The 12,091-nt window shown below is 73.6% G+C and carries 11 protein-coding genes; 9 read left to right on the top strand and 2 right to left on the bottom strand.

Annotated elements, in window-relative coordinates; translation table 11 throughout:
• Nucleotides 1-25: 25 nt before the first annotated feature.
• From PKE99_RS00755 to PKE99_RS00795, 9 genes are all read left to right on the top strand, one after another.
• Entirely contained in the window at nt 26-484 is a 459-nt protein-coding gene (locus PKE99_RS00755) for an FHA domain-containing protein FhaB/FipA (protein WP_037042171.1), read from the top strand.
• Entirely contained in the window at nt 481-1,845 is a 1,365-nt protein-coding gene (locus tag PKE99_RS00760; RefSeq protein WP_037042170.1) for a PP2C family protein-serine/threonine phosphatase, read from the top strand. The genes PKE99_RS00755 and PKE99_RS00760 overlap by 4 nt, the downstream gene beginning before the upstream one ends.
• The gene (locus tag PKE99_RS00765; protein WP_081923874.1) at nt 1,845-3,347 is read left to right on the top strand and encodes an FtsW/RodA/SpoVE family cell cycle protein; all 1,503 of its coding nucleotides are present in this window, start codon (nt 1,845-1,847) and stop codon (nt 3,345-3,347) included. The genes PKE99_RS00760 and PKE99_RS00765 overlap by 1 nt, the downstream gene beginning before the upstream one ends.
• Complete coding sequence (locus PKE99_RS00770) at nt 3,344-4,813, top strand: peptidoglycan D,D-transpeptidase FtsI family protein (protein ID WP_037042168.1); 1,470 nt, start codon at nt 3,344-3,346, stop codon at nt 4,811-4,813. Before PKE99_RS00765 ends, PKE99_RS00770 begins: the two co-directional genes overlap by 4 nt.
• The gene (locus PKE99_RS39560; RefSeq protein ID WP_051736974.1) at nt 4,810-6,744 is read left to right on the top strand and encodes a serine/threonine-protein kinase; all 1,935 of its coding nucleotides are present in this window, start codon (nt 4,810-4,812) and stop codon (nt 6,742-6,744) included. Before PKE99_RS00770 ends, PKE99_RS39560 begins: the two co-directional genes overlap by 4 nt.
• Before the next feature lie 109 nt (nt 6,745-6,853).
• Nucleotides 6,854-8,785, top strand: coding sequence for a Stk1 family PASTA domain-containing Ser/Thr kinase (gene pknB, locus PKE99_RS00780; protein WP_037042167.1), 1,932 nt, complete (start codon nt 6,854-6,856; stop codon nt 8,783-8,785).
• The gene (locus tag PKE99_RS00785; RefSeq protein WP_037042166.1) at nt 8,785-9,426 is read left to right on the top strand and encodes an aminodeoxychorismate/anthranilate synthase component II; all 642 of its coding nucleotides are present in this window, start codon (nt 8,785-8,787) and stop codon (nt 9,424-9,426) included. The genes pknB and PKE99_RS00785 overlap by 1 nt, the downstream gene beginning before the upstream one ends.
• Before the next feature lie 165 nt (nt 9,427-9,591).
• On the top strand, nt 9,592-9,852 hold the full coding sequence (gene crgA, locus PKE99_RS00790; protein ID WP_037042165.1) for a cell division protein CrgA: 261 nt from the start codon (nt 9,592-9,594) through the stop codon (nt 9,850-9,852).
• A gap of 128 nt (nt 9,853-9,980) precedes the next feature.
• On the top strand, nt 9,981-10,415 hold the full coding sequence (locus tag PKE99_RS00795) for a PH domain-containing protein (protein ID WP_037042163.1): 435 nt from the start codon (nt 9,981-9,983) through the stop codon (nt 10,413-10,415).
• 253 nt (nt 10,416-10,668) lie between these two features.
• On the opposite strand, the gene PKE99_RS00800 is transcribed toward PKE99_RS00795, so the two are convergent.
• Together PKE99_RS00800 and PKE99_RS00805 are read right to left on the bottom strand one after the other, a co-directional pair.
• Nucleotides 10,669-11,541, bottom strand: a complete 873-nt coding sequence (locus PKE99_RS00800; protein ID WP_037042161.1) for a rhomboid family intramembrane serine protease — start codon at nt 11,539-11,541, stop codon at nt 10,669-10,671.
• A 7-nt stretch (nt 11,542-11,548) separates the two neighbouring features.
• The gene (locus PKE99_RS00805) at nt 11,549-12,088 is read right to left on the bottom strand and encodes a peptidylprolyl isomerase (protein WP_037042159.1); all 540 of its coding nucleotides are present in this window, start codon (nt 12,086-12,088) and stop codon (nt 11,549-11,551) included.
• Between the last annotated feature and the right edge of the window lie 3 nt (nt 12,089-12,091).

A 12,091-nucleotide genomic window follows, 5' to 3' on the forward strand; every position in this document is an offset into this window, starting at 1 on the left:
CGAACGAGATCGGAGTGCCCGGCGAGTGCCCGAATTGGTGCTGCAGCTGACCAGAGCGGGTTTCCTCGCCCTGCTCTGGCTGTTCGTGCTGGTCGCGCTGCGGGTGGTCCGCTCGGACCTCTACGCGGCGTCCGGCCTGCGGGCGATCATGCCCGGTGGCGGCCGGGTGTCCGCCAAGGCGGGGCGCAGCCGCACCGCCCGCCAGCTCCAGGTCACCCAGGGCCCGCTCGCGGGCACCCGGATCACGCTGGACTCCCGGCCGATCCTCATCGGCCGGGCGGACGACTCCACGCTCAAGCTGGACGACGACTACGCCTCGACCCGCCATGCGCGGATCAGCCAGCAGGGCGAGGAGTGGTACGTCGAGGACCTCGGGTCGACGAACGGCACCTACCTGGACCGGGCTAAGGTCACCGGACCCACCCGGGTGCCCCTCGGGGTCCCTGTCCGTATCGGCAAGACGGTGATCGAGCTGCGCTCATGACGCTGGTCCTGCGCTACTCCGCCCGCAGCGATCGCGGGCTCGTCCGGCAGAACAACCAGGACGCGGTCTACGCCGGTCCGCGGCTGCTGGCCCTGGCGGACGGGATGGGCGGGCACGCCGCCGGCGAGGTGGCGTCGTCCCTGGTCATCTCCGCACTGGCCCCGCTCGACGAGGACCAGCCGGGCGACGACCTGCTGGCCGAGCTGCGCGAGGCCACCTTCGAGGGCAACGCGGCGATCACCCGGCACGTCGCGGAGTCCCCCGACCTCGAGGGCATGGGCACCACGCTGACCGCGATCCTCTTCGCGGGCACCCGGCTCGGCCTGGTGCACGTCGGCGACTCGCGGTGCTACCAGCTCCGCGACGGGTCCTTCGCCCAGATCACGAAGGACGACACGTTCGTCCAGTCGCTGATCGACGAGGGCCGGATCACCGAGGACGAGGCGCACACGCACCCGCAGCGCTCGCTGCTGCTGCGGGCGATCACGGGGGCCGAGGTCGAGCCCTCGCTGACGATCCGCGAGGCCCGCGCCGGGGACCGCTACCTGCTCTGCTCGGACGGGCTGTCCGGCCCGGTGAGCGACGAGACGCTGGCCGAGACGCTGCGCCAGTACCAGGACCCGCGCGAGTGCGCCGACCGGCTCATCGAGCTGGCCCTGCGCGGAGGCGGGCCGGACAACATCACCTGCATCGTCGCCGACGTCCTCGACGTCGACTACGGCGACGACGCCCCCATCATCGGCGGCGCGGCCGGGGACGGCAGCGAGGACGGGATAGTCGGCGCCGACACGGCCGCGTCCCGGGCCTCCGCGACCACGCTCCCCCGGGCCCTGCCCCGCCGCGTCGAGCCCGCGGCCGCGTCCCACCCGGACCGGCCGCACCGCCGCACCGCGGTGCGCGTGGGCATCGCCGTGGCCGGGCTGCTCGTGCTTCTCGCCGTGGGCGGCTGGCTGGCGCGCAGCTGGGTGATGCAGCAGTACTACGTCGGGACCGACTCCCAACAGGTCGTGATCTACCAGGGGGTGCGCGGGAGCGTGCTGGGCGTGCCGTTGCAGACCGTGGCCGAGCGGTCGGACATCACGTTGTCCGACCTGCCCGAGGACGCGCGCAACACGGTCACCGCCGGCATCCCCGCCTCGAACGGCCTCGACGGCGCCCGCGGCACCGTCGCCCGGCTGCACCAGCGCATGCTGCCGGTCTGCCCCACCGAACAGCCCGCCACCACGACCCCGCCCGCGCCCGCCGGCGCCGCACAGCCCGACCCGAACGCCCCGCCGGACCCGAACGCGCCGCCCACGGACACCACTCCGCTGCCGACCGTCACCCCCGAGCCGGGCTTGACCTGCCGGCCGGCGAGCTGATGGCGGCCCCGGGACTCAGTGCGGCCCGGCCGGGCGGGGCGAACGGTCGGGAGGGCGCTCCCGCGCTGCCCACCGGACGCACCATCGAGCTGTTGCTGCTGGTGTTCGCCGCGGTCATCGTGACCGGCGCGCTGGTGCTGGTGGAGGCCAACCAGGAGCAGGAGCTCACGCCGACGCTGCTCTACGTGGGCCTGGCGTACCTGGTGGTGCTCACGCTCGCGCACCTGGCGGTCCGGAAGTTCGCGCCGTACGCGGACCCGCTGATCCTGCCCTCGGTCGCGCTGCTCAACGGGCTGGGCCTGGTGATGATCCACCGGCTCGACCTGGCCGACCAGGATCGCGCCGCGCTGCTCGGCCAGCCCGTGCCGGACTCGCTGGTGTTCAAGCAGATCCTGTGGACGGCCGTCGGGCTGGCGCTGTTCATCGCCGTGCTGTGGCTGGTGAAGGACCACCGGACGCTGGCGCGCTACGGCTTCACCTGCGGCCTCGTCGGCCTGGTCCTGCTCGCCCTGCCCGGCCTGCTGCCGTCGTCGATCTCCGAGGTCAACGGCGCCAAGCTGTGGATCCGGATCGGTGGCGCCGGCATCCAGCCCGGTGAGTTCGCCAAGATCCTTCTGATCATCTTCTTCGCCGCGTTCCTGGTGCAGAAGCGGGACCTGTTCTCCACCGCCGGGCGCCGGTTCCTCGGCATGGAACTGCCCCGCGCCCGCGACCTCGCGCCGCTGCTGGTGGCGTGGGGGCTGTCGGTCGGCGTGCTCGTCGTCGAGCGCGACCTCGGGTCCTCGCTGCTGTTCTTCGGGATCCTCCTGGTCCTGCTCTACGCGGCGACCGAGCGCGTGTCGTGGATGCTCATCGGCATCGGGTTCTTCGTGATCGGCGCGCTGATCGCGTACCAGCTCTTCGGGCACGTGCAGGTCCGCGTGCAGGTCTGGCTCGACCCGTTCTCGGACTACGACAACCGCGGCTACCAGATCGCGCAGGCGCTGTTCGGGCTCGGCACCGGCGGCGTCGGCGGCACCGGCCTGGGCGCGGGCCGCCCGGACCTGGTGCCGTTCGCGGAGAGCGACTTCATCTTCTCCTCGCTCGGCGAGGAGCTGGGGCTGATCGGGCTGGCGTCGATCCTCGTGGTCTACCTGGTGCTGATCACCCGCGGCCTGCGCAGTGCCCTCGCGGTGCGGGACAGCTTCGGCAAGCTGCTGGCCACGGGCCTGTCCTTCGCGGTCGCGCTGCAGATCTTCGTGGTCATCGGCGGCGTCACCAAGCTGATCCCGCTGACCGGCCTGACCCTGCCGTTCCTGTCCTACGGCGGGTCGTCGCTCGTCGCGAACTACGCTCTCGTCGCGATGCTCCTGCGGATCTCGAACGCGGCGCGGGCCCCGCTCACGCGCCGCCCCGCCGCCCCGGCCGTCCCGATCGCCGACGCCGGCACCGAGCTGGTCCAGCGGCCCGCGGTCGGCCCGACCACGGGACCGGTCCCCGGCCCGACGGGGGGCCGCCCGTGAACACCCCGATCCGCCGGATCGCGATCGCCGTGATGGCGCTGATCCTGCTGCTGCTCGGCAACCTGACCTACGTGCAGGTCGTGAAGGCCGGCGACTACCGGGACGACCCGCGCAACCAGCGCGTCCTGCTCGCCGAGTACGCCCGCAAGCGGGGCCAGATCTCGGCCGACGGGCAGGTGCTCGCGCAGAGCGTCGAGACGGACGACCGCCTCAAGTACCAGCGCCAGTACACGGACGGGCCGGCCTACTCGCCACTGACCGGCTACTACTCGGTGATCTACAGCTCCAGCGGCCTCGAGCGCTACGCCGACCCGGTGCTCAACGGCAGTGACGACCGGCTGTTCGCCCGCCGGCTCTCCGACCTGATCACCGGGCGGGACCCGAGCGGCGGCAACGTCGTGCTCACGGTCAAGCCGTCCGTGCAGGAGCGGGCGTACCAGGAGATGTCCGAGAAGGGCTACGAGGGCGCCGTCGTGGCCCTGCAGCCGAAGACGGGCGAGATCCTGGCGATGGTGTCCACGCCGTCGTTCGACCCGAACCCGCTGGCCAGCCACAACTCGGCGACCCAGCAGCAGGCGTGGAAGGCCGAAAACGCCGCGGACCCGGCGACCCTGCCGAACCGCGCGATCGACCAGACCTTCCCGCCCGGGTCGACGTTCAAGCTCGTCGACGTCGCGGCCGCGCTGCAGAACGGCTACACCCCGGACAGCCAGCTCACCGCGGCGCCGAACATCAAGCTCACCAACACGAACACCACGCTGGAGAACTACGCCGGCACCCAGTGCGGCACCGGCCAGACGGCGTCGCTGCGCGAGGCGCTGGCCCGCTCCTGCAACACGGCGTTCGCGCAGCTCGGCGGCGAGCTCGGGGCGGACAAGCTGCGCGCCCAGGCGGACGCGTTCGGCATCGGCCGCTCCGACCTGTCCATCCCGATGCCGGTCACGGCCTCGGGCGTCGGCGACCTGCCGGACACCGCCGCGGTGCAGCAGTCCTCGATCGGCCAGCGGGACGTGCGGCTGACCCCGCTGCAGAACGCGATGATCGTCGCCTCGATCGCCAACGGCGGGCAGACCATGGCCCCGCACGTGATCAAGGAGGTGCAGGGCCCGGACCTCGACGTCATCGACACCACCGAACCGGACCGGCTCGGCCGCTCGATGCCGGCCGGCGTCGCCGCCACGCTCACCGACATGATGATCGGCTCGGAGGCCCGCACCTCCGGCGGCGGCAAGATCACCGGCGTCCAGATCGCGTCGAAGACCGGCACCGCGGAGCACGGCACCGATCCCAAGAACACGCCGCCGCACGCCTGGTACGTCGCGTTCGCCCCGGCCAACGACCCGCAGGTCGCGGTGGCCGTGCTCGTCGAGAACGGCGGCGACCGGGCCCTCGAGGCCACGGGCGGCTCCGTCGCCGCCCCGATCGGGCGGGCCGTGATCGCGGAGGCGTTGCGGGGCGGCCAGTGACGGCCGCGGGCGGGCCGATCCCCGTCCCCGGCAGCCTCGCCGCGGGCCGGCTGATCGCCGACCGCTACAAGCTGGAGCGGCGGATCGCCGTCGGCGGCATGGGCGAGGTCTGGGAGGCGCTCGACGAGCGGCTCGGCCGCAACGTGGCCGTCAAGGTGTTGCGCGGCGAGCTCTCGGACGACGACGAGTTCCTCCACCGCTTCCGCATCGAGGCCCGCACGGTGGCCTCGCTCAACCATTCCGGCGTCGCCTCCATCCACGACTACGGCGAGGACGAGGTCACCGAGGACGGGCGGCGCACCGCCTACCTGGTGATGGAGCTCGTCCGTGGCGAGCCGCTGTCCGCCGTGATCGCGCGCGGGCCGATGGAGCCGGCCGAGACGCTGCGGATCATGGAGCAGGCGGCGCACTCGCTCTACGCGGCCCACGAGCGCGGGTTCGTGCACCGGGACGTCAAGCCCGGGAACATCCTCATCCGCGTCGACGGCACGGTGAAGCTCACGGACTTCGGCATCGCCAAGGCCGCCAACGCCGTGCCCGTCACCCGCACCGGCATGGTCATGGGCACGGCCCACTACATCGCGCCCGAGCAGGCCAGCGGCGGCGAGGCCGGGCCGGAGGGCGACGTCTACTCGCTCGGCATCGTCGGCTACGAGTGCCTGGCCGGCCACCGGCCCTTCCGCGCCGACAACGCCGTGGCCGTCGCGATGATGCAGGTCCGCGACGAGCCGCCGCCGCTTCCGGAGTCCGTGCCGTGGCGGGTCCGGCAGTTGATCGAGACGATCCTGGTCAAGGACCCGGACCGGCGCTACGCCGACGGCGCCGAGCTGGCCGCCGCGGTCGCCGCCGTGCGCCGGGACGAGGCACTGCCCACGCCCGCGCGGATGACCGCGCAGGGCCTGCGGCTGCCGTCGGCGGGGTCGGACGGCGCCGACCCGGGCACCGACACCCCCACGAGCCACCGTCGGCGCAGCAAGCGGGAGCGGCGGGCGACGCGCGGGCGGGACCGGAGCCGCGCCGGGTCGTCGTCCGCCGCAGGAACGTCGTCCGGCGAGGTGTCCTCGGACGGGGTGTCGTCGGGCGGGGTGTCCGCCGCGGGCTCGTCGACCGGTTCCCCGGCGGCCGGGGTGTCGTCCGCGCCGTCCCTGCCGCCCGTGTCCCCCACCTCCTCGCCCTCCGCGGGCGCGCGCCGGGCGATCGAGCAGGCCGGGTCCGCGGATCGGGACGGAGCGGGTCCCGGCCGCGACCGGTCCCGCCCCTCGCCGGAGCGGAACACCCCCGACCGGAACACCCCCGGCCGCGGCACCTCCGACCGGAGCGCTTCCGACCGCGGCACCTCCGACCGCAGCGCCCCGGACCGCGGCGCCCGGGACAGGGCCGCCGCGGACGGGCGTCCGGCTCCGGCCGCCGCCGCGTCGGGCCCGCAGGCGCTGCGCTCGCCCGCCCGGGGTGCCACACCCGCCCGGCCCTCGCCGACCCCCACGAGCTCCGGCGGCGCGGCGCGCACCGCCACGCCCAGCCCGACCCCGACGCCCACACCGACGCCCGGTGGCACCGCGCGCCCGGCGACCGGCCCGGCGACGCCCGGAGCCGCATCCCGCACGCCCCCACCGCGCCCGCCGGTCGCGCCCGCGCCGCCCACCGAACCGCTGAAGCTCGTCGCCCGGCAGCAGTCGCAGCGCTCCGGGACCGTGCTGCTCGTGGCCTTCGTGCTGTTGATCGTCGCGGCCGTCGTCGTGGCGGCGCTCACGGTCCCGAAGCTGTTCGCCGACGCCGCGGCGCCGTCCACCGGGCTCACACCGAACGGGACGCACGCGGACACCTCGACAGGTAGCGTGTCGGGCCAGGTGGCCGTCCTCGCCCGTCCGGCGGCACCGGCCGGGCCCGCGGGGTCCGCGGCCGCCCCGACCCGCACGGAGGAGGTCCGGTGAGCCCTCGCAGTCGCCGGGTCGGCGCACGCCCGGGGTGGCCGGGGACCGCGGTCCCACCCGGGCCGGGCATGATGAGTCCCGCCCCCGACCCCCTCAGGAACCGGACCCGATGACGACCCCCAAGCTGCTCTCCGAGCGCTACCAGCTGGGCGACACGCTCGGCTACGGCGGCATGTCCGAGGTCCATCGCGGGATGGACACGCGACTGAGCCGGGACGTCGCCATCAAGGTGCTGCGCGCCGACCTGGCGCGCGACCCCCAGTTCCAGCTGCGGTTCCGCCGCGAGGCCCAGAACGCGGCCGCGCTGAACCACCCCGCGATCGTCGCGGTGTACGACACCGGCGAGACGCAGACCGAGTTCGGCCCGCTGCCGTACATCGTCATGGAGTTCGTCGACGGCCAGACGCTGCGGGAGATCGTCAAGACCACCGGGCCGCTGTCCCAGCAGCGGGTCATCGAGGTCATGGCGGACGTCTGCGCGGCCCTCGACTTCAGCCACCGGCACAACATCATCCACCGGGACGTCAAGCCCGCGAACGTCATGATCACCCGCAACGGCGCGGTGAAGGTGATGGACTTCGGCATCGCCCGCGCGCTGGGCGAGGGCCAGAACGTCACGCAGACCGCGGCCGTCATCGGCACCGCGCAGTACCTCTCCCCGGAGCAGGCGCGGGGCGAGCAGGTCGACGCGCGGTCGGACGTCTATGCCGCCGGCTGCGTGCTGTTCGAGCTGCTCACGGGCGAGCCGCCGTTCACCGGCGACACGCCGGTCGCGGTCGCCTACCAGCACGTGCGGGAGGACCCGCGCCGCCCGTCGGACGTCAACCCGCAGATTCCCCCGTCGCTCGACGCGGTGGTGCTCAAGGCGCTGTCGAAGAACCCGGCCAACCGGTACCAGTCGGCCGCCGAGATGCGCACGGACCTCATCCGGGTGCGCAACGGTCAGCAGCCGCTCGCGCCGATGGTGATGAGCGAGGACGAGCGCACCGCGCTGCTCGCCGAGCACACCGCCGCCACCCGGCGGATCTCCGGCGGCGGCCGGCACGCCCCGCCGCCGCCCCCGCAGGCCTGGGAGGACGAGGAGCCCCCGCGGCGCACCGGCCGCACAGTGGGAATCATCGTCGCGGTGGTCGCCGCGCTCGGCCTGATCGGCTTCTTCGCCTACCAGGTGCTGGGCGGGCCGGCGCAGCCCGACCAGGTCGCCGTGCCCAACGTCGTCGGCCAGGATCCCGACGCGGCGCGCACCGCCGTCGTCAACGCCGGACTGCTCGTGGACCTGAAGCAGGAGCCGTCGGACGTGGCGCAGGCCAACAAGGTCACGCGCACGGACCCGGGGTCCAACGTGCAGGTCGCCGAGCGCAGCCGGGTCACGATCTACGTGGGCACCGGGCCCGCGTCGGCCACCGTGCCGGCGCTGACCGGCAAGACCCCGGACGAGGCCGCCTCGCTGCTCGAGCAGCGGGGACTCAAGCTGGGCGAGCAGAAGACGCAGGAGACCTCGGACTCGAGCCTCGTCGGCACGATCATCTCGTCGACGCCGGCGGCCGGGGTCGACGCGCCGGGCGGCAGCGCCGTGGCCGTCGTGGTCGGCACGAAGCAGACCACGGTCGCGGTGCCGGACGTCAGCGGCCAGAGCGAGGACCAGGCCAAGTCGACCCTGGCGAACTCCGGGTTCAGCTCCGTGCAGACGCAGAACGTCGACGGTGGCGGCCAGGAGGGCACCGTGGTGGGCACCAACCCGGCGGCCGGCACCCGGGTCGCGCCGGGCACCACCATCACGCTGCAGATCTCGCGCGGCAACCAGGTGCAGATGCCCAACGTCGTCGGCCAGTCCGTGAACGACGCGGTCGACCAGCTGCGCTCGGCCGGCATCCGGAACTACCAGCTGCAGGCCACGCAGGTGAACGACTCGTCGCAGAACAACCGGGTGGTCCAGACCGACCCGTCGGCCGGGCGGTCCGTCGACCCGGACGAGACGGTCACGCTGGTGGTCGGCCAGTCGTCCAACGGCGGCGGCGGGTTCTTCGGAGGCGGGAACTGATGCGCGTCCTGGTCGTCGACAACTACGACAGCTTCGTCTACAACCTCGTCCAGTACCTGGCACAGCTCGGCGTCGAGCCGGTCGTCCTGCGCAACGACGAGCTGTCCGCCGGGCTCGACGAGCTCGGCGAGGTGGGCGCGGTGCTCGTCAGCCCCGGCCCCGGCACCCCCGAGGAGGCCGGCCGGAGCATCGACGTCATCAAGGCCGCCGGGGACCGCAACCTCCCGCTGCTCGGGGTGTGCCTCGGCCACCAGGCCATCGGTGTGGCCTGGGGCGGTGTGGTGGAGCGGGCGCCGGAGCTGCTGCACGGCAAGACCTCGCAGGTCTTCCACGACGGCGTCGGCGTGCTGCGCGGGTTGCCCGAGCCCTTCACCGCCACCCGGTACCACTCGCTGTCGATCCGGCCGGACACGCTGCCGGTCGAGCTCGAGGTCACCGGGCGCACCGAGTCCGGCCTGATCATGGCGGTGCGGCACAAGGACCTGCCGATCGAGGGCGTCCAGTTCCACCCGGAGTCCGTGCTCACCGAGGGCGGGCACCGGATGCTGGCCAACTGGCTCGCCGGCGCCGGGTTCGAGGTGCCGGAGGAGCTCGTCCGCCGGCTCGGCGACGAGGTCGCCGCCCTCACCGCCCAGGTCTGACCGCCCCGGATCCGCGGCACCCCGCCCGATCCGGGGTGTTCGCGCTGATCGCGGGGCTCTCGTCCGGCCCGCGCCGCCCGTGTGTCCGATACGGTGGTCGCGAGCGGTGCGCGCGACCGGCGTGCACCACCCCGCACCACCGCAGAAAGCTCCACGAGGTCCCCGATGCCGAAGTCCAAGGTCCGCAAGAAGGCCGTCTACACGCCGCCGGCGAACGACCGGAGGCCGGTCAAGATCAAGGGCCCCACCCATCCCGCGTACGTCGCCATCATGCTGGGCGTCGGCCTGCTCGGGCTGGCCTGGCTGATCACCGACTACCTGGCCCGGGACGCGATCCCCTTCATGCAGGCGCTGGGCGGCGCGAACTTCCTCGTGGGCTTCGGATTGATCGTCATCGCGCTGCTCATGTCGATGCGCTGGCGCTAGTCGATCAAGTAGTCACGCTGCGTGATCCTGGCCATATATGCTCGGGCACGTCGCTGACCAGCAGGAACTACGAGTGTGTGATTCATCCCCACTGTGGACAAGCCCTGTGGACAACTTTCACAGCTACCGTGCGTGAACACCGGTGGGCCCCCGCTCCGGGGCTCGTCGTGCTCGCCTGGGTCCTCACCGCGGCCGCCCTGGGCTGGCTCGCGGTCCTGCTGCTGGGCCACGCCGACCCGGCCGGGCGGCTGATCGCCGGCGTCGCCGCGCTCGGGCTCGGGTACGCCGCGCTGGTCGGCACCATCGCCCGGCCCCGGCTCGCCCTGCACCGGCACGGCCTCGAGGTGCGCAGCCTCACCCGCACGCGGTCCGTCGACTGGCCCGCGGTGCAGCGGGTGCGCGTGCTGCGGACGCGGCGCTTCGGCCGCGAGACCAGCCTGCTGGAGCTGGACCTGCTGGCGGGTGGCGAGGAACGGCTCGTCGTCCTGGGCCGGCTGGACCTGGGCGCGGATCCCGAGGACGTCGCCGAGGCCGTGCGGCCGTACCTGCCCAGCCGCTCCTGATCACCCTGACGGCCCAGTGATCCTCACCCTCCGCCGAGCGCCGCTGGCCCGCCGTGCCACCTCCGGAGGCTCGCCCCGGTGGCCGCGGCCTTCCTAGGCTCGACCTGCCGACGAGGAAAGGGAGATCGCCATGATCGCCAGGACGCCGATGCGTGGGACCGACGGCTGCTCCACCGGCTGCGGGTGCAGCAAGCCGGAGTGATTCCGGTGGCCGGGGACCGACGATGCTCCCCGGCCCACCCCGATCGCGCGGTCAGACGAAGGCGACCGCGGCGGCCCGCCCGGCGATGACGGTCAGCACCGCGACCGTGAGCACCACGAGTGCCCCGGTCTGGAGCAGGGTGCGGTTGCGCACGGGCGGCACGTGCACCAGCGCGGCCGCGGCGGCGGCGCCGAGCACCAGCCCGCCCAGGTGGCCGACCAGCGAGATCCCCGGGATGACCACGCTCAGCACGAGGTTCACCACGACGAGTCCGACGACCTGGCCCGTGGGGACCCGCAGCCGCCGGGCCACCACGAACAGCGCCCCCATCAGCCCGAACACGGCGCCCGAGGCGCCGGCCACGAGCGAGCCGGGCGCGGAGAACAGCATCACGGCGGCCGCGCCGCCGAGCAGCGCCACCAGGTAGACCGCGAGGAAGCGCACCCGGCCCAGCACGGGTTCGAGCTCCCGCCCGATGATCCACAGCGCCATCATGTTGAACACGAGGTGCAGCGGCCCGTAGTGCAGGAAGCCGGCCGTCAGCGGCCGCCACCAGTCGCCGGCGGCCACCAGCCCGGGCACGAGCACCCACTCGCGGAAGAGCGGCGCGGCGTCGTTGGAGCCGATGCTCTGCGCCTGGGCCGCGGTGAGCACGAACAGCGCCACGTTGAGCGCCACGAGCACGGGCACCACGACCGGGCGGCCGCCCGGCTCGGCGCCCGCCACCGTCCTTCCCCGCCGGACACCCCGGCCGGCCTGGTACACGCAGTCGACGCACTGCTGGCCGACCGCGGCGTCGCGCAGGCACTCCGGGCAGGCGGGCCGTCCGCAGCGCGTGCACCGCAGGCCCGTCGGGCGGTCCGGGTGCCGGGCGCAGGCCGGCAGCGCGGCCGTCGGGTCCGGCGGTCCGGCGGGGTACGTCACTCGGCTCCTACTCGACGTCGATGTGCTGGATCACGACGTCCGTGAGCGGCCGGTCCGCCCGGTCGGTCGAGGTGTTCGCGATCGCGTCGACGACGGCCCGGGACTCGGCGTCGGCCACCTCGCCGAAGATGGTGTGCCGGCGGTTGAGGTGCGGCGTCGGGCCCACGGTGATGAAGAACTGCGAGCCGTTGGTGCCGGGGCCCGCGTTCGCCATCGCCAGCAGGTACGGGCGGTCGAACTTGAGCTCGGGGTGGAACTCGTCGCCGAACTGGTAGCCGGGGCCGCCGCGGCCGGTGCCGGTCGGGTCGCCGCCCTGGATCATGAAGCCGCTGATCACGCGGTGGAAGACCGAGCCGTCGTAGAACGGCCCGCTGTCGCCGCCGGCGGCGTTCGGCTGCGAGTACTCCTTCTTGCCGGTCGCGAGGCCGACGAAGTTCTCCACCGTCTTGGGCGCGTGGTCCGGGAAGAGGATGATCCGGATGTCGCCCTCGGACGTCCGCAGCGTCGCGGTCTGCTTCGAGTTGCCTGGTGCAGTCACGTCGTCCATCGT

This window comes from Pseudonocardia halophobica (assembly GCF_027922425.1).
Classification (GTDB): Bacteria; Actinomycetota; Actinomycetes; order Mycobacteriales; family Pseudonocardiaceae; genus Pseudonocardia; species Pseudonocardia halophobica.